This is a genomic window from Chryseobacterium sp. BIGb0232 (assembly GCF_024810195.1).
In the GTDB taxonomy this organism is placed as follows: Bacteria; Bacteroidota; Bacteroidia; order Flavobacteriales; family Weeksellaceae; genus Chryseobacterium; species Chryseobacterium pennae.
The window spans coordinates 1-26,178 of sequence record NZ_JANUEH010000013.1 but is presented as its reverse complement, the minus strand read 5'-3'; the positions used below and the strand labels follow the sequence as shown (position 1 = coordinate 26,178).

At 35.8% G+C, this 26,178-nt stretch carries 22 protein-coding genes and 1 tRNA gene; 11 read left to right on the top strand and 12 right to left on the bottom strand.

Annotation, left to right across the window (positions count from 1 at the left end; translation table 11 throughout):
- Positions 1-135 precede the first annotated feature (135 nt).
- Positions 136-1,215, top strand: a complete 1,080-nt coding sequence (gene gwsS / locus M2372_RS21815) for a grasp-with-spasm system SPASM domain peptide maturase (protein ID WP_115972853.1) — start codon at positions 136-138, stop codon at positions 1,213-1,215.
- A gap of 52 nt (positions 1,216-1,267) precedes the next feature.
- Here gwsS and M2372_RS21810 read toward each other — a convergent pair whose 3' ends face one another.
- From M2372_RS21810 to M2372_RS21800, 3 genes are all read right to left on the bottom strand, one after another.
- Entirely contained in the window at positions 1,268-1,645 is a 378-nt protein-coding gene (locus M2372_RS21810; protein ID WP_115972854.1) for a hypothetical protein, read from the bottom strand.
- A gap of 69 nt (positions 1,646-1,714) precedes the next feature.
- Positions 1,715-2,185, bottom strand: coding sequence for an Lrp/AsnC family transcriptional regulator (locus M2372_RS21805; RefSeq protein ID WP_115972855.1), 471 nt, complete (start codon positions 2,183-2,185; stop codon positions 1,715-1,717).
- Positions 2,186-2,319: 134 nt separating this feature from the next.
- Positions 2,320-7,122, bottom strand: a complete 4,803-nt coding sequence (locus tag M2372_RS21800; RefSeq protein WP_123321380.1) for a translocation/assembly module TamB — start codon at positions 7,120-7,122, stop codon at positions 2,320-2,322.
- A gap of 4 nt (positions 7,123-7,126) precedes the next feature.
- On the opposite strand from M2372_RS21800, the gene tsaD reads away from it, so the two are divergent.
- From tsaD to M2372_RS21785, 3 genes are read left to right on the top strand one after another with little or no spacing between them, the layout of a single operon-like run.
- Positions 7,127-8,143 (top strand): tRNA (adenosine(37)-N6)-threonylcarbamoyltransferase complex transferase subunit TsaD, encoded by a 1,017-nt coding sequence (gene tsaD, locus M2372_RS21795; RefSeq protein ID WP_123321381.1) that lies wholly within the window; start codon positions 7,127-7,129, stop codon positions 8,141-8,143.
- Entirely contained in the window at positions 8,140-8,535 is a 396-nt protein-coding gene (locus tag M2372_RS21790) for a hypothetical protein (protein WP_123321382.1), read from the top strand. The genes tsaD and M2372_RS21790 overlap by 4 nt, the downstream gene beginning before the upstream one ends.
- Positions 8,532-9,227, top strand: coding sequence for a 16S rRNA (uracil(1498)-N(3))-methyltransferase (locus M2372_RS21785; protein ID WP_115972859.1), 696 nt, complete (start codon positions 8,532-8,534; stop codon positions 9,225-9,227). Before M2372_RS21790 ends, M2372_RS21785 begins: the two co-directional genes overlap by 4 nt.
- A 70-nt stretch (positions 9,228-9,297) precedes the next feature.
- Here M2372_RS21785 and M2372_RS21780 read toward each other — a convergent pair whose 3' ends face one another.
- On the bottom strand, positions 9,298-9,972 hold the full coding sequence (locus tag M2372_RS21780) for an RNA methyltransferase (protein WP_228455796.1): 675 nt from the start codon (positions 9,970-9,972) through the stop codon (positions 9,298-9,300).
- A 164-nt stretch (positions 9,973-10,136) separates the two neighbouring features.
- Between M2372_RS21780 and M2372_RS21775 the strand changes: the two genes are divergently transcribed.
- From M2372_RS21775 to M2372_RS21760, 4 genes are all read left to right on the top strand, one after another.
- The gene (locus tag M2372_RS21775; RefSeq protein ID WP_123321384.1) at positions 10,137-11,165 is read left to right on the top strand and encodes an asparaginase; all 1,029 of its coding nucleotides are present in this window, start codon (positions 10,137-10,139) and stop codon (positions 11,163-11,165) included.
- Positions 11,166-11,211: 46 nt separating this feature from the next.
- Positions 11,212-11,298 (top strand) — tRNA-Ser (locus tag M2372_RS21770).
- 446 nt (positions 11,299-11,744) lie between these two features.
- On the top strand, positions 11,745-12,158 hold the full coding sequence (locus M2372_RS21765) for a hypothetical protein (RefSeq protein ID WP_123321385.1): 414 nt from the start codon (positions 11,745-11,747) through the stop codon (positions 12,156-12,158).
- A gap of 127 nt (positions 12,159-12,285) precedes the next feature.
- Positions 12,286-13,020: a hypothetical protein gene (locus M2372_RS21760; protein ID WP_148060824.1), complete on the top strand. Its 735-nt coding sequence runs from the start codon at positions 12,286-12,288 to the stop codon at positions 13,018-13,020.
- A gap of 164 nt (positions 13,021-13,184) precedes the next feature.
- Here the strand turns inward: M2372_RS21760 and M2372_RS21755 are convergent, their stop codons facing one another.
- Positions 13,185-15,656, bottom strand: coding sequence for a TonB-dependent receptor domain-containing protein (locus M2372_RS21755; RefSeq protein ID WP_123321387.1), 2,472 nt, complete (start codon positions 15,654-15,656; stop codon positions 13,185-13,187).
- A 356-nt stretch (positions 15,657-16,012) separates the two neighbouring features.
- Here M2372_RS21755 and M2372_RS21750 point away from each other — a divergent pair, with 356 nt between their 5' ends.
- From M2372_RS21750 to M2372_RS21740, 3 genes are all read left to right on the top strand, one after another.
- Positions 16,013-16,555 (top strand): helix-turn-helix domain-containing protein, encoded by a 543-nt coding sequence (locus tag M2372_RS21750; protein ID WP_123321388.1) that lies wholly within the window; start codon positions 16,013-16,015, stop codon positions 16,553-16,555.
- Between the two features lie 87 nt (positions 16,556-16,642).
- A complete protein-coding gene (locus tag M2372_RS21745; RefSeq protein ID WP_123321389.1) occupies positions 16,643-17,557 on the top strand; it encodes a hypothetical protein in 915 nt (304 codons plus the stop codon).
- Between the two features lie 197 nt (positions 17,558-17,754).
- On the top strand, positions 17,755-18,585 hold the full coding sequence (locus M2372_RS21740) for a DUF2490 domain-containing protein (protein ID WP_123321390.1): 831 nt from the start codon (positions 17,755-17,757) through the stop codon (positions 18,583-18,585).
- A gap of 97 nt (positions 18,586-18,682) precedes the next feature.
- On the opposite strand, the gene M2372_RS21735 is transcribed toward M2372_RS21740, so the two are convergent.
- The 7 genes from M2372_RS21735 to M2372_RS21705 form a co-directional block, all read right to left on the bottom strand.
- Positions 18,683-19,378: a hypothetical protein gene (locus tag M2372_RS21735; RefSeq protein ID WP_123321391.1), complete on the bottom strand. Its 696-nt coding sequence runs from the start codon at positions 19,376-19,378 to the stop codon at positions 18,683-18,685.
- A 242-nt stretch (positions 19,379-19,620) separates the two neighbouring features.
- Positions 19,621-21,153 (bottom strand): M20/M25/M40 family metallo-hydrolase, encoded by a 1,533-nt coding sequence (locus tag M2372_RS21730; protein WP_123321392.1) that lies wholly within the window; start codon positions 21,151-21,153, stop codon positions 19,621-19,623.
- A 108-nt stretch (positions 21,154-21,261) separates the two neighbouring features.
- The gene (map, locus tag M2372_RS21725) at positions 21,262-22,026 is read right to left on the bottom strand and encodes a type I methionyl aminopeptidase (protein WP_115973594.1); all 765 of its coding nucleotides are present in this window, start codon (positions 22,024-22,026) and stop codon (positions 21,262-21,264) included.
- A 249-nt stretch (positions 22,027-22,275) separates the two neighbouring features.
- Positions 22,276-23,025 (bottom strand): hypothetical protein, encoded by a 750-nt coding sequence (locus M2372_RS21720; RefSeq protein WP_185018958.1) that lies wholly within the window; start codon positions 23,023-23,025, stop codon positions 22,276-22,278.
- A complete protein-coding gene (locus M2372_RS21715) occupies positions 23,015-23,152 on the bottom strand; it encodes a hypothetical protein (RefSeq protein WP_185018960.1) in 138 nt (45 codons plus the stop codon). Before M2372_RS21715 ends, M2372_RS21720 begins: the two co-directional genes overlap by 11 nt.
- Before the next feature lie 333 nt (positions 23,153-23,485).
- On the bottom strand, positions 23,486-23,989 hold the full coding sequence (locus M2372_RS21710; RefSeq protein WP_148060825.1) for a hypothetical protein: 504 nt from the start codon (positions 23,987-23,989) through the stop codon (positions 23,486-23,488).
- 19 nt (positions 23,990-24,008) lie between these two features.
- Positions 24,009-26,178, bottom strand: a 2,170-nt coding sequence (locus M2372_RS21705; RefSeq protein WP_148060826.1) for an RHS repeat domain-containing protein, incomplete at its 5' end; no start/stop codon positions are given.

The following is a 26,178-nucleotide window of genomic DNA, read 5'->3' as shown; positions in this document are numbered from 1 at the left end:
CCAGTATATGGATATCTTCAAAATCACGAATTCTGCTAAGCTAGATAGCAATTCATTTTATTATTCAATATGTAAAAAATACCAAACTGATTATTATCTCAGGGAAAAACCTTGTAAACCACTCTCCAGACTGCTATGAAATATTTTACCTTATTTAGTAATATTCTGATTACAAAAGGAGCCAACAGGATACTGATTTCAGATCTCCAGAGAAATGCTTCAGAATTATATCCTCTGGAATTTTATGACCTTATTGAACAATTGAAAAAGAATTCCATTGAAGAAATTCTGGAAACATATAATGATGAATCTCAAGATATTGTTAAGGAATATGTAGAGATCCTTTTAAACAATGAATACGGTTTTATTACAGAGAATGACCGGGATGGTAATTTTCCGGCCTTATCTCACCAATATAGCGAGCCTAATAGTATTAATAACCTCTTTATCGAGATGGCAGATATCAGGCTTTTAAACAGGCTTAAAGACTCTGTAGAAAATCTTGAGATCAGGCATATGGTAATTTATAGTTCAAGATCATTAACATTAGAGGAGATTATTAACATAGACCGTACATTTAGCTCATCTGCCCTTAAGGGAATAGAAATCATTTCTCCTTTTCACTCAGCAATAGATCGGTTATTCATACAGAAACTGAACCATAGCACAGAAAGGATTTACAATCTTATTTTCTATTTGTGTACGCAGAAGCCTTTTAAAATAAAAGATGAATTCAGGTTCAGTCTGAACTTTGTAAAGGAACCTCTAAAAATATCATCCTGCGGAAAAGTGGATATGAAATACTTCAATACCAATCTTCCCAAGGTTCTGGAAGCCATTAATCATAATTCCTGCCTGTATAAAAAAATGGGAATAGATCAGGAAGGAAACATTAAAAACTGTCCTTTAATGGCTGAAAGCTTTGGAAACATTCAGAAGATAAGCCTTGAGGATGCTTTACTTCAACCTGGTTTCAAAAGATACTGGGATATAACCAAAGACGCCATAGAAGGCTGCAAAGACTGCGAATTCAGGTATATCTGCACAGATTGTAGGGCTTATACAGAACGGTCTCATTATACACAGGAAAACAGGGATATTTCGAAGCCGTTAAAATGTGGTTACAATCCTTATACCAACGAATGGAAAGACTGGAGTAAAAATCCGTTGAAACAGAAAACCATTCAATATTATGGGATCCGGAAAACAAAATAGCTTTTAAACATGGTTTAAAAGCTATTTTTTATGTAGAAATAAGAAAAAACTCTTATTTAAAAAACTTCCATTTCGGAATAATGGCCAGCATACCAAAACCTGTAAAAAGGAAAAGGTTTGTCACATCCGTATACAAAAATGTAGACAGGTAATAATTGTGCATAAAAAAATGCATGACCAAAAGCGCCGGGAACATAATAATTCCGACTTTTCTGTAGAAGAACATCAGGACCAATCCTATCATCATCAATGCATCAATTGAAAAGATAATATAAAAGTACCATCTTGGGATATCAAGATATTCATGCTGAAGGTACTCATCAACATCAATTCCCAATCCCATTACTGTAAACAACATCAAGGCTGCAAATGCCAGTACAAATCCCCATCCTTTCTTCGGATCTTCGTCAAAATAGCTGTATTCTTCCATAGGTACAAAAATAAAGAACTTATGAGAGATTTCATAAGTTCTTTTATAGTTATTCGTTTAAAATTTGAATTAAATAGAGATCGCGTTGATCAGTCTATTTTTGTCACTCAAGAATTCTTCCATAGAAATCATACTTTCAGTTCTCATTACGTCCTGAATGTCGTCAATCTGATAGATAATTCTCTTAGCATCATCCGTGTTTTTAGCTCTTACTTTACAGAAAATATTATATTTTCCAGAAATAACGCTAGCTTCAATTACGTTAGGAATAGTTGACAATTCTTTCAATACTTCCTGAGTACGGTTTGATTTTGTCAAAAGGATCCCGATGAAAGCTGTAAAGTGATAGTCCAGCTTACCATAATCGATGCTTAGAGATGATCCCAAAATAATACCTGCATCTTCCATCTTTTTCACTCTTACGTGAATTGTCCCAGCAGAAACATCCATCTGCTTAGCAATTTCTGTAAAAGGCATTCTTGTGTTTTCTACTAAGAAATCAAGAATCTTCTTGTCTATTTCGTCCAGTTGATAGTTCATATTAGTTAAATTACAATTTCTTTAAAAAATCTATGTATTTTTTGCAAATTTACGAAAAATAATTTAACTAAAAAAAATATATCAAACATTAACAATAATTAACACGGATGATAAAAATCATTAAAATATTCCGATTATTTAGCATTTGATTTTATAGAATCTGTTTTTATTTCAGTTTTCTGTTCAGTCACTTTTTTGTCTTTTTTCTTCTTTTTAAACAAAGAATTGAAGCTTTTACTCCACATGACCCCTACTCCATAGGCTTGATTTGCAGCTCCGTTCGTACTGATCATTCCGATGTTTGTTGGCTTAGAATACCCTCTTACCACCAAAGTACCATCATTCTTTTTAGACAAATCATATTCTATAGATCCTTCTCCTGAAAGATAATTATTCTGTGCTCCGGTCGTACTTGCATCTGTTTTTGACAACGGAATTCCCAGTCCTGTCTTAATATTCATCCTTGGCGAAAGGGCAACACTTACCCCTGCATTGGCCCTATCTCCGATATTTGAGTTCTGATCACCTTTCACATAATTCAGGTCAATCTGGAATTCATTACTCATTGTATTAAGAACTGATCCCAGCTGTTTCAGAAGCATATTATATCCTTGTGATTCTGCAACGTTACCCATATTCACTTCTACTCCACCACTATTGGATACATTAAAGGTACTCAATAGAAGAACGGAACCAAACTGAAGTACTTTTTCCCCTTCCTGGCTCATTTTTGCCGCTAAAGTTTCTCTTACCTGGCTGGAAACATCCATTGCTGTAACATTCAGCTCTACTTTAGGATCTATCAATGATTCGGTAATATTAGCCTGAAGCAAAACACTGATAGGCTGCAGTTTTCCTAAGCTCAGATATTCCCCTACATTGGAAACCATTCTTACATAGTTAGCCGTGATATCCAGTCCTGGTTTCATAGCGTCACCATCCCATCTGATGCTGCTGTTTTTCTGAATCTGAAAAGTTTTATTAAGAATCGCTTTTGAAATAAATGTTCCGTTATCTACCTTATAAGTACCGTTCATCGCAATATTTCCCTGTCTGTTCATCTGGAACTTCAAAGGTTCTGCAACTCCTTTTACAGTAATACTTCCTACATCATCTCCAATAAGAACATTTACAGTGGTTCCTTTATCTACAGCCAGATTGAAATCAATATTCATGTTGGCACCAGTCTTTTTCTTATCTTCCAAGGTTATCAACCCATCTTTTCCTTCTTTCAGGAATCTCAGCATCTTGAATTCTTCAACATTTGAAGTGGAACCTGAATTAAAGGTAAAAGTACTTCCGTTAAGAGCCTTCATATTAGGTGTCGTAATACTCAGTCCTGATACCGGCCCATCCACATAAAGATCTCCCTGTCCGTAAACCCTTCCCCAAAAAAGATCGAAATCTTTTTGAGAACTATTCAGCATCAACAGGTTATCAGCCCTCATTACAAGAGATACCCCCATTGAAGACAGGGTTTCAAACTGAATCGCTCCAGAAATATTTCCTTTGGAATTGGATCTCCCGTCATGAACTTCAATATTATTGAGAATTGCAAGCCCTTTGGTTAATTGGATCACGGTATCATCAAATGAATAGTCTACCCCTGTAAACAGAAGTTTTAATCCAAAACCTTTCAAGGCAATATCACCATTGTAATCAAGGTTATTAAGCTTTCCGTTAATCTTAAGATCGCCGGTTGCTTTCCCTCTGAGGTTTCCAAAAATAGTATGAACAAACTGTTGAGTAAATGAAAGGTCAAAATCACGCATTTCAGCAGTAAGATCAATATCAGGAGAAGCTGTATTATTATTAACAGTACCCGTAAGATTTAAACTGTTATTCCCCAATATACCTGCAGAATGAACTTTTACATCAATATCATAAACGTTGAGTGAGAATCCGTTGGTAGCAGAAATTGAGATATCACCCATCTCATTACCATTCATTTTGATATCATCCACCGTAACGTCTACAAGAGGCTGCAAAGTATTCTTATCCATTTTGATCTTTACAGTTCCGTTAGCCAGACCTTTTATATCCATTCCATTTCCACCCGACTGCATTTCCAGGAGTTTCTCTATTGCAAAATCGTTGATATCAGCATCTACATAGAAGTCTTTAGCAGATTTAAATTGGGCTTCTTTTATAAACAAAGCACTCTTATCTGAATAGATCCTCAGATTTCTGATATCAAAATCGCCTGTCTGTTTTCTGTAGGTAATGGAATGATTCAGCTCCGGACTGGTATCAATAGCCCAGGAAACTTCATTGAATTTAACTTCAGTAGGTTCAAACCTGAAAACATAATCACCGGCTGCATCTGTAGACTGATCTACATTAATGGCATATTCTTTAAGTTTTTCATTAATTTCATCATCCGGGCTTCCATGCTTAAATAGGGTAGCCAGATGAAGAGTATTTCCGTTTTCGTTATTCCCTTTAAGTTCGAAATCTTTAATAATATTTTTATTGTACTCCAACCTATTGATCCTTGCATACACCTGCTGAGCAAGATTCGCAGTATTGATCCTTACTTTAACACTGTCTACCATAGCACTGTCTCTGCTGAGGCTCTTTCTGCCATTGATCTGGTAGTTAGGATTGGAAGCTGCCAAAGCTTTATCAGCATCGGTAATTTCCTCTTCTTTGGTCATAATATATTTCAGCGCAGTGGCATCAAGGTTCAGGATCAGGTTATTTGAATTCCCATCATACTCTCCTTCTACCAAAGCTCCGTGAGGAAGCTTCAGATCAGGTAAAAAATAATTAACCAGTCCCTGCTGAACATCAAATTTCATTGCAAAATTCTGATCTCTGTATAATTTTCTTGGTGGTGGCCCCACAAGAATTCTTCCCACTCCATTTTCTACCATTCCTACAAGATCTGCAAGATTATATTTACCCGAGATTTTTCCGGTAGCAGCTCCAGGAGCATCTACATCTATTACACGTCCTCCTGCTTCAACAAAAGTTTTTAATTTTGCAGCTGGGATACTGTATTTCTGAGTAGCAGTTGCAAAGTGAAGATTATTGGCATTAACGTCAAGTGTAAGATCATTAATGGATGACATAGACATTTTACCTTCTACCTGGCCGCTTACAATCTGACTTCCGGGTTTATTGGTAAAATAATTCATATTCAATTGGGTAACATCAGCATTTACATCCATCATAATTTTTGATGTACTGAAATCTATTAATCCTTTGATGGTTGCTTTTGCCTGCTCATCATTTACCGTAATCAGCCCGTTGTATTTTTTATGATCCAATAAGCCGTCCAGATAAAGATTATTGATCACCTTATCCATTATTTCAATGCTGGAAATCTGAGATTTGGTGGTAAGACGCATGGTATTGACATCGAAACTTTGTCCGTTAAGATCAAAATTACCGGAAATCAATCCTACCGATTTATTTTTTGTAATAACAGACGTATTAAGGTCTTTTACCTCAAGACGACCGGAATACTTTGGCATCGCTGTGCTGTATCCCGTTAAAGAAAGCTTAGAAATTTTTGCCTGTCCTATTCCCGTCATTAAGTTTCCGTTATCAACATAAATCTGATCAGGATTTACTTTTGCCGTTCCGTTATATTTCAGTTTTCCGAAATCATCTGCAAAATTCTTCATCTTGCTGGAGATAAAAGTAGGCATCATAGCCTTCAGATCTTTATAAGTAAAGTCTGTAGAAAGGTCTTTTGTTTCAATGGAAAAGTGTCCTTTCAGCAGATTATCAACCTTCATCGTTTTGGTGGCAATATTCACATCAGGATTCCGGATCAGAAAGTTCTCTAAATGAAATTTATTTAAAGGACCAGTCATTTTTCCTGAAAGGTTGAATGGCTTGATATTATCCCAGTTTGTAACAAAATAGCTGATATCATATCCGCTCATCTGGCTTCCCTGTGCAATATTCATATCCCAGCGAACCTTATCTTCAAAATCTGCCCATGAACCATCATGAAGATTAAATTTAATATCTCCCTGAAGTAAAGTATGATCTGTATTTAAAGTAAGGTCTTTTAAGGACAAAAACTGCTTGGTTAAAGACAGTTCTGTTGAAAAGGTGTCTACCGTATGGGATTTTCCCCATCTGGTAGTTACAAAAGACATATTATTAATAAGCGCCGAAATATTAGGTCCATTCACCTTAACATTGGGTGCTTTTAAATTAAAGTTCGTTGCAGTAAGCCATTTTCCGTGATCTCCGGAAGAATTTTCATTAACAATAGAAACTTTGGAATCCAGGATCTGAATTCTGGAATTCAGCTGAAAAGGCGGTTTGTTTGGATTTCTTTTTTTACCATCATCAAAAAGGTCGACAAATCTGATAAAATTAGAAATACTGTCTCCTTTATAGGTAATCACTTTTACATCTGCATTCACAAGCTTCAGGGAATTAAAGCTTAGAGAATTACTGTTTCCTGAAATAGCATTCACCGCAAGAGAGATCCAGTCTGAATCAGCATAAAACTCGCGGGCTTTAATAAACTCGAGTCCTTTATAATCTTTTACTTTTAATCCTTTTATGGTAACATCTCCGAAATAGTTCACCTCTACACTTTCAGTAGAAAATTCAGACTTGAAATCATTGTTTACCAATTTTAAAGCCTGATCTGCAGCCCACTGTTTAGTTACCGGAAGATTGACTGTAATAAGAACTCCTGCAACAAGAACGATACCCAGCCAAAAAAGAATAAGCAAAAGCTTTGCCCACCAGGTGTAGCTGGTGACATCTTTCATAGCCTGTTTTCCAAACTCCTCTGCTGTTTCTACAGGATGATTGATAGCGTCTGAAGCCAGTTCAGATGCTTCTTTCACAGTCTCCCGTACCTTTTCCTCCACATTTTCAACAGTCTTCTGTACCTGATCCCCTAGGTTTTCAGTTACTGATTTTTTATTCTCATTCTCGTTATTATTCTCTAACTTTGCCATTATTATGAGCGACTCTATAATTTTAGGTATTGAATCGTCTTGCGACGACACCTCAGCAGCTATCATCAAGGGGAATTCTATTCTTTCAAACATTGCTGCGAATCAGACCATCCATCAAGAATATGGAGGTGTGGTTCCTGAATTGGCTTCGCGAGCCCATCAACAAAACATTATTCCCGTTGTTGAAAAATCTTTTACGAAAGCAAATATACAACAAAATGCAATCTCTGCTATAGGATTTACACGCGGCCCCGGACTTTTGGGATCACTTCTTGTAGGAACATCATTTGCTAAGTCTCTGGCTATGAGTCTTAATGTTCCGTTAATTGAAGTTAATCACCTTCAAGCTCACATTCTGGCCCATTTCATCGAGGATGCAAATCCTGTGCCGCCTACTTTTCCATTTCTATGTCTTACCGTAAGTGGAGGCCACACCATGATCGTACTGGTAAAAGACTATTTTGACATGGAGATTATCGGAAAAACCATTGATGATGCCGCCGGAGAAGCCTTTGACAAAATCGGAAAAATCTTTGATCTGGATTATCCTGCCGGTCCTATTATCGACAGACTTGCCAAAGAAGGAAATCCCAATGCTTTTACATTCAACAAACCCAAACTGGAAAATTATGACTATTCATTCAGTGGTATAAAAACTTCCGTTTTATATTTCATTCAGAAAGAAGTCAGAAAAAATCCTGAGTTCATTAAGGAAAACCTCAACGATCTTTGTGCTTCCGTACAAAAATGTATTATTGAGATCCTGATGAACAAACTTGAAAAAGCAGCCAAAGATCTTGAGGTGAAAGAAGTGGCTATTGCAGGTGGGGTTTCTGCCAATTCTGCACTAAGAAAGGCAATGGAAGACAATAAAGAAAAATTAGACTGGAATATCTACATTCCAAAATTTGAATACACTACCGATAATGCAGCCATGATTGCTATGGTAGCACAGCTGAAGTTCGAAAGAGGTGAATTTACAGATTTGAAAACTACTGCGACCGCAAAATATGACTTATGAAAATACTCTTAGAAGAAAAAGTACTGGGAACGCATTCTAAAAAGAACTCAAAATATTATTGGGTATTAGAAACCATTACAGGAAAAATTGAAAATCCGGAAGACACTATGGATTATTTTCCGGCAAGCTCTGAAAAAGGATATATTCAGGATGTAAAAGAGGAGATTCTTGAAACAATAAATTCAGAAGAAGTTTTCAGCTTTCCCTATACACCAAAAGAAGGTGATTATTTATCTATAAAAAATAACTTAAGAAAGCAGGAATATTTAAATCTGATTTTTATTAATAATAAGTGGATAGAAGAAATATTCATGTGTACTTACCGTGAATGTGATACAGATATTTATACGACTATAAAAACAGGAGTTGCATTCTTAACTCAGGATATATGAAATTATTTTACGGAGAAATAGAAGGCAAAAAAGTAATCATCAACGACGAGGAACAGCAGCATATTGTAAAAGTTCTTCGTATGAAGCAGGGAGAGGAAATTTATGTAACGGACGGAAATGGAGCGTTAGCTTCGGGAAAACTCGTTATAGAAGGAAAGAAAGCTGCTATTGATGTATCTGAAATTAAAGAGAACCTAAAGGATTTCAATCCGAAACTTCATATTGCCATTGCTCCTACTAAAAATATTGACCGTATCGAATTTTTTGTGGAAAAAGCTGTAGAAATGGGTATTTCAGAAATCAGCATTATTATTACAGAAAAAACGGAACGTAAAAATATTAATATTGATAAGATAAGAAAACAGGCTGTAGCTGCCTCTAAACAAAGTCTGAGATTTCATTTTCCGGTGATCAATGATCCGGTAAAGCTAACTGATTTTTTGAAGGATATTAATTCTGAAAATACTTTTGTAGCCCACTGTCATGAAAATCTTGAAAGAATGGAACTCAAAAGTATTCCTACAATGGAAGAGATTACTTTTTTAATTGGTCCTGAAGGTGATTTCTCTGAAAAGGAAATTGCATTTTTGGCTGAACAGAAAATTAAAGCGGTTTCATTAGGAAATCAAAGGTTAAGAACTGAAACGGCAGGCGTATTTGTAGCAGCGTGGAATTATTATAATATGATATAGCTAATGGATTTTTAATCTATCTATAAAAAATAAAGGAGGTTCAGCGACCTCCTTTTTATATTTTAACTGATTATTTCCAATCAATGTTATTTTCGTTCAGATACTTTTCAAAAATCTGCTGCCCGCTTCTTATAGAGTTTACTGTCCAAAGGATTTTCATTCTTAACAGTTTTTCTTCATCTAGTTTATAATCAATACCGGATTTTATCAGCTTCTGTTTCAATTCATACATACAGATTGAAGCTGCCACGGAAACATTAAAGCTTCTTGTAAAGCCATACATCGGAATCGCCAGTGTTTCATCGGCAAAATCCAGAATCTCCTGAGAAACTCCTTCCATTTCTGTCCCGAATACCAATGCCATAGGTTCCGTAATTTCATATTCGGGTAACATTTTAGCATTATTTTCCAGTGAAACCACTACAATTTTGTAGCCTCGGTCTTTAATTTCCTGAAAAGATTCCATATTACGTGGCATTTTTTCAACCTCAACCCAGGTATCTGCTCCTTTGGTAACCCGAAGATTGGGTTCAAAGCTATATTCTTCCTGCAAAGCCACTACTTTATGAAAACCACAGGCCTCTACAGAGCGTACAATGGCTGCTGCATTCCGGAACTGATAGATATCTTCCACCACCGGAAGTACAAAATCAGAACTTTCCTGGGAAAAATGTTCAATCTTTGATAATCTTTCTTCTGTTAAAAACTGTTTTAAATATTTATAAGTTTGTGCTAAATCTTTCATCTGCATTTAGTTATTTTTTCAATAGCTCTATATAAAGCCTATAATTACAATCTTATTCTTATAAAATTTAATCATAAGCCTTTATTCATTTTCAAATCTTTGCAAATTAACGTAATTTTGGGCTATGATCCTTAATCGGGATCATTCTTAATTAAAAATAATACATGAAACGAAAAGTCCTGCTCATCTATACCGGAGGAACCATCGGTATGGAAAAAGATTATGAAACCGGCAGTCTGCGTGCCTTTGATTTTGGTAATATCTTCGAAAAGATGCCTGAAATGAAGCTTATGGAATGTGAAGTTTTCGTACATCCTTTTGCCAAACCACTGGATTCTTCAGATATGGGACCTGAAGAATGGAGAGTAATCGCCAATTATATCCTGAAGAACTATAATGACTATGACGGTTTCCTGATCCTTCATGGGACGGATACGATGTCTTATACCGCTTCTGCTCTAAGTTTCATGCTAAAAGGTTTAAGAAAGCCTGTAATCATGACTGGTTCACAACTTCCAATTGGTGATCTGAGAACCGATGCCAAGGAAAACCTTCTGACAAGTCTGTATTATGCAAGTCTGTATGAAAATGACGAAGCAGTCATTCAGGAGGTTGCCATCTATTTCGAATATAAACTTTTGAGAGGAAACAGAACACTTAAGTATTCTGCCGAATATTTTGATGCATATGCAAGTCCGAACTACCCTATTCTTGGGCAATCCGGAGTTCATTTAAATATTCTCAAAGACAATCTTTTCCGTTGTGATCCTGAGATTGAATTTCATGTTGACGAATATATCTCTGAGGATGTTCTGTTCTGGAGAATTTTTCCGGGTATGCATCTGAGTCACTTCAGAGAAATTCCTAAAATGAAGGTCCTGATCCTACAGGTTTTCGGTTCGGGAACCATTTTCAGCAGTGAAAAGACTCAGGAAACTCTTCAGGAGATCAGAAATAATGGTACAGAGATCGTAGTAGTAAGTCAATGCATCTCTGGTGGAATTTCGTTTGGCAAGTATGAGAACAGTAATATCTTCTCAAGGATCGGAGCGATCAGTGGAAGAGATATGACAGCAGAAACGGCTATCACAAAAGCTATGCACCTGATAGACAATCCTAATTACTCCGGAAGTTTCGCGGATAACTTTACCAAAAGCCTTTGCGGAGAAATTACGGCTGAAAAAATGCAGTAAAAAATTTGGTATTTAAAGAAAATATCCTATTTTTGCAATCTCAAATAGAGAGGTGTCCGAGTGGTTGAAGGAGCTACCCTGGAAAGGTAGTATGCGGGTAACTGTATCGAGGGTTCGAATCCCTTCCTCTCTGCAAAAAAAAGTCTTAGGTTTTACACTTAAGACTTTTTTGTTTCCACACCCTTTTAAACATTTGACGGCCAATAATTTGTGGATTAATTTGACACAACGTTTTATGATAAAAATCTTTATACTTTAAGGAAGCTAAGAAATGTAGCTATGTCGCTGATGAAGCGATTTGGTTTATGTGTCAGCTTATTCCATTGATTCCAACTTTGCTCCCTAAAATCTACAGAATATAACAGTAAAACTTTGCGTTTAAAAAATATTATCATTCTGTATGAATGCTCAGGTCCTCTTACCCTTTTTTACTAGTTTTTTTAAATCTTTTCAGAATATCAATTTTCCATTCATCTAAGTATTTCTACTCAACTCTACAATTGGTTATTTATACTCTACATTATCCGTTTTGTTCTTCGTTACTTTGGTCTATAAAATAACCACAAAAACCAATTTAAGATGACATCAACAAGCGTAAATGCCAATTCATCCGGCCAGTTACAACTGGGTGGCGGAGCACAATTCTGGGTATATCTTTCCCCTCAAAATGAGACCGCTAAAATGATTTCCAAATGGCGCGTAACATTCTCACAGGAAAACTGGAGCGATTCTATCTCCAGCGATAATCCTACAAAACAGATCCAGACCCCAAATCTATCAGGGATCTTTGAGATTAAAGTAGAATTATTAAGTGGTTCCACAGGTACATGGAGACAAATTCCCCCTCAGGCAGGAAGTCACAATGAAATAGGCTGTAACTCCAACTGTGCCTCTATGGTAGGTATTGTGGCAGACAGCACCAATCCTCCTATTGGAGCTATTAATGCCCATTTCTGGACTACCTGGGATGCTATGTGCAGAACAGGAGTATAACATAAATCAATCATTATAACCAAGTTTACTGCGGTATTTTTTTAAAATATCGCAGTTTTGGTTTTAAGCTACAACATAGGATTCATCCTTTTCCTTAAATTTGCAGGATCACTATAATTCAATGCATATGTATAAAATAAAGACAGCGCTTTCTTTGCTGTTTTGTTTAAGCGCTTTTCTTTTCCCCCATCTCACAAAAGCAAGTGCTTACTGGATGGAAATTCATGGAACGGGAAAAATAAAAGATCAGGTTAAAATTGAGGTATGCTATGGTTTTATTGACGACCTCAGTGAGCGACACCGCTCTACCGGTCCAGAATTTCAGAGAATCAAAGATTTTATTTTTTTTCTTTACAATGCAAAGGGAGAAAAATTAAAAATTGAGTTGCAACTTATGGGAGATCACTGGGTAGGAACCTTTATTCCGAATCAGGAAGGAACTTACAGGATTTTAGGAATGAATGACCAACAGCCCGTCTTGGTACGGTCTCAAAATCCACAGGAAAATGTGCGGCCTATTGATTTTATGTGTGGGGCTTATCAGGTGGGAATCCCATCCAGTAACAATCCTCCGCTTCCATTGATGGATATAAGACTTTTTGAAAAAAATGGAATTTACACTATTTTCCCATACCGTGATATGAAACCGGCAGAGAAAGGAACAGTGCTGAGGATTTTTAACCCTGAAAACTGGGAAAAGAACATTCTGGTAAACGAAAACAATAAAGCTTTCTTTAAACCCACTATGCCCGGACTTTATATAATCAGGCAGGATTGGCAGGACAATACTCCTGGAATATTCTTGGGAACTTCTTACGCAAAGATAAGATACCGTAATAATTATTGCCTTTGGATTAATTAGGAGGACGGAAGCGGGAAGATGGAGGATGGAGGATGGAAGTTATCTTAAACGGTAAATTGAACAAACATCCATCAATGAAATAAAAACTCAGAAAATCATTATAAATAAAAGTCCCGGATCCTATGAACCCGGGACTTTTCGTTATCAATTATTAAAATCTTATTTTAGAATTTCAAAGAAACACTTCCTAAGAAACGGGCTGGTGCCTGTGGTGTTAAACGTACCGACCAGGCTTTTTCATTGGTTATATTATCAAATTTCAATCCTACCCTGTATTTTGGCTGGTCATAGAAAATCCCCAGGTCAAACATTGTATAGGATGGGATAATCACTTTAGCAGTCTGGGTATTGGTCTGATAGGAAGAAGATCCCATATTTCCACCTCCTCCTATTCCAAGGCCTTTTAATTTGCCTTGCGGGACCCTGTAGCTGATCCAGAAGTTGAACATATTCGCAGGACCGGATAATGCAGGTCTTAAACTATTAACGGAAGGATTGGCGTTCGTGAATTTACTGTCATTGTAAGCATAACCCGCCACAATATTAAGCCCATCAAAAGGATTGGCTGTTAATTCTGCTTCAAATCCTTTACTCAGCTGAGTTCCGTCCTGTATAGAATAATTGATATCATCCGGGTTGGTTCTTAATATATTATCAACACGAATGTTATAATAACTTAACGTTCCCACAAGCCTGTGATTGAAAAGATCTCCTTTTACTCCCAATTCCAGCTGATTGGCATATTCCGGTCTGAATGAATTTCCATTAATATCTACTCCACTTACGTTATTGAAGCCGTTCATATAGTTTCCAAACAGGGAAACTTTATTCTTCAGGATTTCATACACAAGCCCCAGTTTAGGAGAAAGTGCTGTCTGTGCATAAGGTCCTGTCTGGGTTCCGCTGTTACTCAACCCTCCTTTTATTTGTCCTGTAGCAATATCGTAGACCCCTTTAAACTGAAAACGGTCTACTCTCAGACTGGCCATCACCATTAACTGATCTGTTACATTGAAGACATTCGAAACATAGGCAGCATAAGTATTGTCACTATTATTCTCTCTTCTGGCTACAGAAGTAGCGGTAAGGGCATCAATGGTATTCTGATTAACTCTGAAATCTGCTGAAGGATGAACGAAATTAAACACTTTTGTATTGGTATGATAACGGTCAAAATGATTAGAATTGTTATAATAATCCAAGCCCACCACCATTCTGTTTCTGAAACGCCCGATATGAAAGTCTCCGATAAAGTTCTGCTGAATATTTGTTGCGATAAAGGAGGTAGTTCCTACCATTACCTGAGCACTTGCTGTAGAATCTGTTTTTCCGTTAATGGCAGAAATATAACCATTAATTGTAGATCTTGCACGGGATATAATCGTCTGGGAAGTCCAGTTTTCTGAAACTTTATAGTTCAGTTGGGCAAAGATATTCATCATCTGCGTTTCATAAGCAAGATCATCACCCAGGAAGTTTTTGTAATAAGGAAACTTCATATCTGCAATAGACTGTGTTTTGTTACTTCCTGTATAAGGATTAAAACGTACTACAGAGGTTCCTTTAGCCTGATTAAACTCTACATCCAAAAGAAGCGACATACGGTCATTGATCTGGTATGAGAAGCTTGGGGCAATAGCCAATGAATTGGTGAATCCTAAATCCTGAAAGCTTTTCTCAAAAGTTCCGGCAGCATTAAGACGGAAAAGAGCTGTCCTGTCCTTATTCACCGGAGTGTTCACATCTACTGTCAGACGGTTGTAATCCCAGCTTCCGCCAACATAGCCTACTTCACCACCAAATTTATTGTAAGGTTTTTTCGTGACACGATTGTAAACTCCACCATAACTGCTTGCCACACTCTTCCCGAATAATGTTGCGGAAGGTCCTTTTATGGCTTCAATACGTTCTAAGTTGACAGGATCAATTACTGAAAAGGCAGCTCCTGCCACTCCATTCCGAGCGTTAGGTTCTGTTTCAAATCCTCTGGAACGAAAGGTTACTCTCCCCTGATTGGCAATCATAGGAACACCGGCACCCGGAACGTTTTTAGAAATACTTCCAAGATCTACTGCTACCTGCTCCTGAAAAAGTTCTTTGGTCACAGTATTGTAAACCTGAGGATTTTCCAGATTTTTTAAAGGAAGCCTTGCAACGAATCCACTTTCTTTTTTAGAAAATCTGTTCACATTTTTCATGATGACCACCTCCTGTATGGCCTGGATATTTTCTTTGGATAACTGATAATCCAGCGCAGTGGTTTCCCCTGTCTTTACCTCAACAGGAATACGTATTTCTTTAGATCCTAAGATCTGCAATTTTACAGTATATGAGCCTGCATTCACATTTACAAAGCGATAGTTTCCATCATCATCGGTCAATGTCTGCCGATCTGCCTCCAATAAAGAAACTGATATCGCTCTTAAAGGCTGCCCATCCACCATATTGATCTTACCGGTTATATCCCCCTGTAGATCCTGTGCATCTATTAGGGTTAAGCATGTCAGGGAAAAGAAAAAAATCAGAAATGGTTTAGACCATTGTATTATTTTACCTGTTAAAATGTTCTCCCGCTTTACTTTCAAGACAGGAGGTATTGACTTCAACGGAAGCTCACATTCATTTGATTGTATCATTTTTCAGTCTTATTTAAAATAATTATAAATAAAAGTGCAAAAATAAAGGATAAACAAGTTTTCACACCATACTAATTTGAATTATTCTAAATAAAAGATAAAAATCATCATTTCCCTTTTGAATGATTCCTTTAAATTATTGAGGTAAGAATTTTTATCACTACCCTATACAAGCCGGTTTAAAGTCTTTTTAAAATTAAAACATGGACTTTTCCACATTTTATCAATAAATTATCCACAAGTTATCCACAATCGAACTTGCATCAATTTATTGAAGTGTAAATGCAATAGATTATTACGTGAATACGCCTTTTTACTAAATTAGCTGCCAGTTACAAACCCACAGTTATCAGATCATGAAAAACCAGGTTAAAATTTTGAGGGAGAAAATGAATATGACTCAGCATGAACTTGCTGAGAAATCCGGACTTTCCCTTCGGACCGTTCAAAGGATTGAAGGTGGAAGCATTCTTAAAGGGTTTACTTTAAAAACACTGGCTCAGGCTTTGAACACCCACCCTGAGAATCTTATTGTTATTCCTGAAGAACAAATTGACATTCAACAGGCCAAAACCATTAATTTTTCTGCTCTTGCCGGTCTCATTATTCCATATGGAAGTATTATTCTTCCTGCTATTTTAACCTATCAGACCAAAGATTTCAAAAGCAGAGAGCTTGGGAAAAGTATTATCTGCATACAGATCATTATCTCAGCTATTTTTTCTTTATTAATGATTATCTGCCCGTTTATACAAAAGTTTCTTTCACTCAAATTTCCACTTTTTATCATTCCGTTAATTCTATTTTTAGTTTTAAAATTATTGATCATTATCAAGAATGGAATCAGTTTAAACCAAAACCAGGATTTAAGTATAAAACTGAAAACCAACTTTTTATAATCAAGGACATAAAAATGTCGTAAAACTGTCGTATTGTTTTTGTGCAAAAGCCACGTAAGATTTCCGAATCTTGCTTAAAAAATCAGCATGAAAACATTTAAGAAAATTGTGATATCTGTTTTAATGATCATTGCTATTGCAGGATTAAGCGGATATCTCTACTTTGATCAGAAATTCACTCCTGAAAAGAATTATTTAAGGGTTGAAGATGAAAGCGGAGCTGTACCCATCAAATGGATGGGAAATGATAAAAATGCACTGATGGTCCCCATTCATTTTCCTAAAGACACCACAACTTATTATCTTCAGTTTGATACAGGAGCTGCAGACACGGAATTTTACAGTAAAGCAATACAAAAGCTGAAAGGAATCTCCTTCAGAAATGAAAGGGCGATATCCTCATTTTATATCGGTCAGTCGAAAATTACATCTGATAAGATCAAAATATCCAATACAGGAAAAGCTTTGGAAAAAAATGATCCTGTTAAAATTATAGGAACATTAGGAGCTGATATTCTTGAAAACAGGAAAACAATGATCAATTTCAGAGATCAACATATTGTTTTCAATATGTCCCAAGAGCCGGATGAGTTTCGGAATAATCTTATGGGTTTTAAATTCAAAAAGAGGAAAATCATTATTAACGGTAATTTAAAAGGAAAGGATGAAAAATTCCTTTATGACTCCGGAACCAGTGCTTATGAATTGCTTACAAATAAGGAAAACTGGGAAATCTTAAGACTGCCGCAGTCAAAAGTTAAAACGGAAAAAGCTCAGTCGAGGCCCCATATTTTAATAACTCATACAACAGGAAGTCATGAGTTGATTGGTCTTGGAAACAGAGATATTCTACTCAGTGAAGTTACCTATGTAGAAGGATTTTCCCAGACTCAATATATGCTGATGAAATTTTCCGGGATGACAGGAATGCTGGGGAATAAAATCTTTTTAAATAAAAGAATTTACATTGACTGTTCTCAGGAAAAAATGGGGATTGAATAATTGTATTCCTAAATCTTTCCAAAGTCGTCTATTTATTTTGTCATGTTTTTAAACAGTATTTAAGGATTTTGGATAAACATTATATTCATAAACCCCTATAAATTTGTTATGACAAAATATTTTCTCTGCGCATCTTAGATATTTTCATCTAACCTTATGATTTCGCAGATGTTAACTTTAAGAATAAAGCAGTTATCATGATGTTCGGTATAAAAAAAGTCTTCATTTTATTAAGTATCACAGGTTTTTTAGCAAGCTTTGTAAAAGCACAGATCAGCCCACCAGGCCTTGGAGATGCCAACACTGCATTCTGGTCAGCGTTTGGAGTGAAACGTAATCTTGATTCTTTGGGAAAGAAGCAAACCATGAGCTATATTGCTATAGGACGTAAAAGCAGCCCTGACAATGATAATCTGTTTGCTAAACAGGCTATTTTTGTATTAAACCACGAGTTTTATCATTCTTTTGCTCCTCATCAGCAATACAGTTATGCTTTAAGCTACAGACGACAACCTGAATATGAAAAAGAAGCTCCTTATGACAGGGAAAATATAGAACAGGAATTCAGAATTTATGGCCGGTATGCCTATACTTTTGATCTGGGTAAAAAATTTAAACTTAAAAATACAGTTCGTCAGGAATTCAGAAAATTTTTTGATGCTGATTTTCATAAAGTGGATGAAGATTTCCAACTCAGAACGCGTGTCAAAAGCCAACTGACCTATAATTTATCTCCAAAGAATAATCAGAAGCTGGCAATAAGTGCTGAAGCATTATTTTCTATCAGTCACTTCAACGAACATGACCAGCACTGGAATTCTTTCGGATACCGGGAGCTGCGGCTGGCAGCTTATTATATGTTCAATATCCCCAACTCTCCTTTTACAGTAGATATTGGTTATATGGATGATCTGATCAGAGGAAGCAGAAGTATTCACCATGGTGGAGTTCACTATATTGCAGCGGACCTCATCTGGAATATTCCTTATAAAAAGAAAGAGACCAACGATCAGGATCATCTTGATTAAAATAAATCTAAAAATCCCAGTCATTGCTGACCGGGATTTTCGCTGGAAAATATAAATTCTCCGTAATATAATTAAATATGAATGTTGGTGTAAAATTTTAGTTGCAAAGAGTCAGAAACTGGCGGCTCATCTGTACCTTGAATTTAGCTTCTGCCCTTGACTGGGCATAAATGGTATGTTCATAAGCCTGAATGATCTTTAATTTCTGATCGATAAATTCTGCGATCTGTACAATGGAGAAAATAAAATCTCTGTACAGCGCTATATCTACGGTCTGTCCATAATACGGAAGATAAGCTTTAAGAAAAGGAATCGTCATCTGATGTCTGTTATAGCTCACACAATATCCGGCTCCTTCACGGGAAGTTACAATATCATAATCATTGATGTAATCCAGAATATTTTTATGACCACTCAGGGCTTCTTTATTTTTTGAGCAATGGCGGTTGATCTTATCCAGGATATGCTGGGCATATTCCATCATGGAAATAGTTTTCCATTCAAAAACATGATTCATTCCTTTTTTGGGTGATGTACTATGTTCGCAGCCTGTACAGAATGAAATACCTATCTTTTCATGATAGGGAAAGAAACAATCTTTAATTTCAATGGTGGCATCTGCCTGCAGGCTGTCATCAGCAAAATTATAATAGAGATAAGGAGCATATAAGCCTGCAAGGGTCTTCAGATAATCTGCCTCACTGGTATTATGATATTCTTCAAACCATTTTTCAAGCTGATCATAATAATGGTTTTCAAAGTCGTTAAAGTTTAAGTAAAATGGCAATTCCATAGCTCTGTAATTTTGATAGGACAAAGCTATTACCGTAATGCGACAAAACTTGACGTATTATTTTTTTTATGAAAAAAGAAAAAGAAATCTGAGATGAGAAACTTTAATCAGTAATTAACAATTCTAAGCAATTAAATATCAATTATAATTCCATTTCTTATAAAAACCAACAAGTAAAACAAACTGATTAACAACCAATTGACATATTCATCCAACTAGAAATGCATCTTACACACCTCGTCCTACTTATCATAATTCTTCATCATGAATTCAAAATAATGGATCATTTTCAGGTAGTTTTCTATGCTCAGATATTCATTGGTACTGTGGATACTTTGCTGTTCGGCACTATTGATCCTGATCGGCATGAATCTGTAGACGTTTTTGCTTACAATTTCGTATTTCCCTGCATCGGTTCCAGCCATTGTAAGATAGGGTGAAACAATAGCTCCGGGGTAAATTTCTTTAACTCCTGCTTCAATCAGTTTGAACGCTTTTGTATTGGATGGAGATACTGACGAAGCTTCTCTTGTATTGTCGATTTCTTCAATTTCAACATCAAAACCCTGGGTTGCTTTTGCGATATGGTCACGAACATCTTTCACTGTATTTCCGGGAAGTAGTCTGAAATTAACAACAAACTCAACTTCGGGAGAAAGCACATTGGTTCCGTCACTTCCTTTCATCATCGTTAACGCTGTTGTAGTTCGTACCAATGCATTGGTTGTATTACTTTTGGTTAGTTGTGAGATCAACAACGGTTTTAAAAGCCACTGATTAGCCAAAGCCAGCCTTGTTGTAAAGGGCATTGCTCCGCCTATATTATCAAAAAAATCTTTTACCAGTGGAGTGATAACAGGTTTCATCTGATCATCTTCCAGTTTTTGCATAATAACGGCTGCTTTTCCTATAGCACTTTCCATAGGCGGCATTGAGGAGTGACCACCCAGGCCTTTTACTTTTATTTTTGCAGATAGAAAGCCTTTTTCAGCACATCCTACAACTGCTACATCCGCATCTACTCCTGCTACATTTCCTTTTTTCATGATCAATCCGCCTTCATCATATACAGCATCGAACTTCAATCCTTTTTTCTTAAAATAATCTGCAATCTGAATGGCTCCATTCTTTCCACCTACCTCTTCATCGAAACCAAAAGCTAAATAGATATCTCTTTGAGGAATCTGCTTGCTTTTAATCAGATTATTCATAGACTCCATCAAAGAGAAAAGCATTCCTTTCATGTCTATTGCTCCCCTTCCATAGATTCTTCCATTGGCCACTGCTCCTGAAAAAGGGGCATATTCCCAATCTTCAGCAACTTTTGAAACTGACTCGGAAGGTTTATCATCCGGTCTGAAAACATTTTCATCTGTATTTTTTATATCAGCATCTCCCGGTGGAACTACATCCATGTGGGAAAGAAACAATATGGGTTCTAATGCTGGATTACTTCCTTTAAGCCTGAAAACCAGTCCGTATTTATTAACCTCTATGTTTTCGGTGTTTTGATATACTAATGGATAGGTTGTTTTCAGATATTCTTTAAACTGATCAAAAGGGGCATAATTAAATTCGCCCAAGCTACCTGTAGAAACGGTAGGAATCTTTATCCCTCCGGAAAATCTTGATACTGCGGAATCATTTTTTACAGGCTTCCATCCTTCTCCGGCTCCTGATAGATTTTTCTTAAAAGGATAGGTGTATGTTTTAATCAATACTATCGCTGCAAGAATAACGAGAATTCCAAGAATGGTTAAAAGAACTTTTTTCATAGTGAATAGTTTATGAATGGTTTGGTTCTTTAAATATAGCAAAGTATTTTCTCATTAACAATTTTAAAGCAAAGGGGTTCAGGAAAGGAAATCGGAGAATGGAAGATATCAGTTCAGGATTTCATTCATTTGGGTCAGAATGATTGGTTTTCCATCAGTGATTAAAATAGTATGTTCATGTTGTGCCATATAGCCGCCTTTGTTCCCTACCATAGTCCAGCCATCTTTTAATTCTACAGCAAGGTTTGAGGAAGTGGAAATAAATGTTTCAATAGCCACCACAGAATTTTTCTTAAAACGTCTGGTATCAAAACGGTTTTTATAATTTAGCAACTCATCAGGTTGTTCGTGTAAACTTCTTCCTACTCCATGTCCACCGAGGTTCTTAATAACTTTAAACCCTCTTTTCTTCGCTTCTGTCTCCATTAAAAATCCAATATCAGCAATTTTCACCCCTCCTTTAATGTTATCAATGGTTTTTTGAAGAATATCTTTGGAAGCTTCTACCAATTTCTGATGCTGATTGACATCTTTCCCTATCACAAAAGAACCGCCATTATCTGCCCAATATCCGTTGAGTTCAGCGGAAACATCAATATTGATAAGATCCCCTTCTTTCAAAACTCTCTGATCGGTAGGAATCCCGTGGCAAAATTCATTATCTACGCTTATACAGGTCCATCCCGGAAATCCATAAGTAAGGTAAGGTGCAGATTTGGCTCCGAAACCGGCGAGTATTTTGGCCCCATATTCATCAAGCTCTTTTGTAGTCATCCCTGGCTGGGCATATTGTGTCATTTCTTTTAAAGTATAGGCAACCGCCTCACTTACTTTTTGCATTCCGATTAACTGATCATCGCTGGTAATTGACATTATATTATTTTTTGATTGGATATAAATTTCAATACTAAAAGATATTCATAGGTACTGAAAAAGACAAAGTTAAAGAATAAAAATTTGTTTTATTAAGAAAGTAAACAGCCACTGCAAAAATAGCAGTGGCTGTTTATTATTATCTCACCCATACGAAAGGATTCGTGCGGCAGCGAGGGGTGACTTTTGTTATTATTATCACGAGCATGACGCTCGCGCTAGCGGTTTTTTTTATTTAAATCCTTAAAGTTACAAACTTTGCAGAGTGGTTCCATCTTCTAATTTCATAATAAAATCATTTTCAATTTCAGTAAGTTTATCTTTTGGAATTTTTTGACTTATAAAATTATTTTCTTGTAAATACTCCTCAAAATTATTTTCTAGACAAAAGTTTTTATCATTTTCTAAGTAATAAATTAAATAAGATGGCCATATCCAATTACCATCAGTGTAATATATTTGAGGCCCAATAAAGTCTTGACTTTCTACATTAATAAAAACACCCATCCAAGCTAAAGCTACTTCTCCATTTTTTAAATAATCAAGAATTTTATTTTTATTTACACTATTATATATTTCTGCATTTCTGTATGCTTCTAACTCCAAAGCTTCAGGAATTGTATCATATTCTTTTATAAACCCTATATATTTCATTGTTGTATTATAAAATGTTCTAAATCTTCCACCCCCAAAAACCTGATAACTACCATCTTTTAATACCCTAACTAAGTTTGTAGGAGCTGTTACTGGAGATTTTAAATATCTTGATAATTGATATGCTGCACCATCACCAAAAACTCCAGTACTACACGAAATTAATCTAATAGGTGTCCCTTTATTTTTAGTATCATAAACTAACTGTCCATTCTTGTTTCTCCAATCATCGACTTGTCTACCATCTGGATCAATGAATCTTAATGGATTATCCATTGCATACGCAAATGGTGAAAATCTCCTAGACTTTTCCGCTAGTTGGCTCAACAACTCCTCATCTTCCAATATCTGACATATACATTCTTGCCCCATAATCATCCATTCCTGTCTCCTGCAATTCCTTGCCGTTGTACTTGTAGTTCTTATAAGTACCCTGTCCAAAGAATGTATTTCCGGTATTGAGGTGATTCATCCCAAATGGATAGTAATCATTGGTATCTGTGATTCAAGAACTCTTATGTTGTCTTTATCAAAACTTATACTGACATTTCTCAAAATGATCTTTATACTGGTAAAGATAAAAAATTGTTAATAAAAATATCACACGAAAGGATTCATACGGCAGCGAAGGTTGTAGCAGTTTGTCAATATATTACATAGCAGTTTAGCCGAATGATAAGCAAAATCAACTCTTTCTATTTCATAAAATAATCTATACAATAGAGATTTGTATTTCGATCATACTAGCCACTGCGAAATCGTAGTGGTTTTTTACAAATAATTCAATCTTATTCTGATAAACTATCTAATCATTAATTTCTTCATACCATCCATTTTTTAGAGAAATACTTTTTACAAATATCTTTTTTCTATATTCTTCTGAAATAAACTTTCCTATGACTGGAGAATGTTCCTCAGCAGAAGGTTTAACATATACATTACCTAAACTATCTACTTTTAAATAATAAATATCCATATCAACAAAGTCTGTTGTTAGTTTTTTCAGTTGATTATTAGCATTAATTTTTAAATTCTCTTTTAAAGAATCTTTTGGATAACTTTCTTCTATATCAATAATACTCTTAGATTGTTTATTATAATTTATCGTAAGTCTTACAAAATTATTATTCTTCATACTTTCTAAAAATATTATTGGAGAGTTTCTAGAAGAAAACCCTCTTACGTAAATCTCCCTCCCTTGATATTTTGAAAAATCATAATTCGAATATCTTTTAATAAATTCTTTTTCATAATTATTTTTACAAGATATTATAAACAATAGACATAAATAATAAATAATTTTTTTCATTTTTTAATTTGATTTAGTTTTATGGTGTATTAGCTGGTGTAGGAGTTCCTACAGTTATTTGAGTTTGCATATCTCCATAATTATACTTATCTGAAAAAAGTACTCCACTAGATATAGAAAGTTGATCATCAGAAGAATCTAACTGACTACTATAACCATTTGTGTTAGAATTAACTACACTATTATAGTGTGCTCCTAACGATAATTCAGATCCTGCGAATTGCATAGCACGACCTGATGTACCAAATAAAAAATTCCCAAAATTGTTCTGATTATGAGCCAAACCTTCAACTAAAAATATTGTATTTGAAGTATTGGTCGTAGGGTTACTTGGTTTTGCATTTGGAAACATTTTAGGTACTTGTGTATAAGCAAAATCCATTTTTCCTCCGCCTATTCCTTCTTTTTTTATATAATCATATCTTTCAGAAAGACTCCTATTACTCGCTTTATTTTTAGGATCAAATGCTCCTGACCATCTAACTAATGTACGGACTTGTTTTTCTGTAACAAATTCAAGTTTATTTATTTTACCTGATTGTATATCAGCAACATCATTTTTTGGATCAGCAAATCTAAATTTCTGCTGTGTACTTCCATCACTTTTTACAACTCTTCCCTTACTTCCATTCCATAAGTTATGCCACCAATTATCCTTTGTAGTACCAGTATAGTTTCCATTTTCGTCAAAATTAATAAATTTTCTACCATCTGGGTCTATATACCTTATAGGGTTATCACCCGCATAAGTATAAGGACTAAATCTTCTCATTTTTTCCGCCAGCGGATCCGCTACGACCCACCTTCCAATGTCTGGCATGTATTGGCGAGCTCCAAAGTCGTACGCACCGGTCTCTTGCAACTCCTTTCGGTTGTACTTATAATTATAGTTTGGATTACCTCCTAATATATTATACCCTTCATGTTTCAACCCAAAAGGATAATAACTATTCTCCTCAAGAACTTCTATTCCCGTACCATTTTTGAAATAGCTCAATCGTACATTTCCCAAATGGTCTGCGTAATTGTAAATGTACTTATTATTTTCAAAATTAAAATAACCTTCTGAAGTAGGAACAAATTTCAAATTCGATTCTGTATATTGGAAACCATCCAGATAATCTGTAGCTAAGCCAGCAATTCCTGATTTTTTAACCTTTGTTCCATCCGCTCTGTAGATATAATAAGTTGTTTTTGAATCTTGGGTAACCTGCTGGGGCAGATTCAGATAATTATACCTTATGGAAGATATTTTTTTATCCGGATGAGTGGTCATATTCCCATTATCATCATAGGAGATGGTGTTGCCTCCTCCTACATATCCTAAATTATTTTGAGCATTATCCTTTACATTCAAAAGCCTGTTTCCGGCATAGCTATAAGTAAGATCATCAATCTGCATTGCGACTCCAGTAGTGGAGTTCTTAGTATTACGGTATAACTGACTGATATTTCCGTTAAGGTCATAAATAATATACTCACTGTAAAAACTGTTTTGAGGTACTGTTGCCCAGGGTTCAGAGTAATGCCCAAACTTCAGTTTATTATCTGCATAGTAATCATAGGTATACCTTCTCAATACATTATCGTTGGGGGTATTCCAGTCTATTTCTGCGATATTACCGTTGTATTTTGCAGTGGCATAGAGTGGATTAACTGGATTAGTGTATTTTATTTCATACCCAAACAGCTTCCCATTCAGGTTAGCAGGATCATTAATTTTAGTCATCCAGCCTCTGATATTGTATTTATAGTTAATCTGCTGAAGTGGAGTTCCTACAGAAATTCCACCCACCTTTTTAGATTCCAGCTGGGAAAGTTCATTGTATGTATTCTGGGTAAGGATTTCCACAGGATTGGAATTCACCTGATGTTTGTGGACAAGCAGCCTGTTCTGGTGATCGTACTCAAAATTTTCTGTGATCACTGTTTCTGTATCGGTTGCCAGTCTTTTATGTCTGGTAACAACATTTTGAGCTACTCCGGCAAAATCCAGCTTGGATTCTGTTTGGGTATAACCCCCTAAATGATTGATAGAATGAGTTCCAATAGCTCTTGCTTTGGTGTCATAATAGGTGTAGTTTTTGGACCAGTTGTCATCTTCAATATTCTTTACCAGGCTCATCACAGGAAGTCCTTTGGTGCTTCTTCCTTCTGAAGATATTGTCTCAGTTAAGGTAGGTACTCCC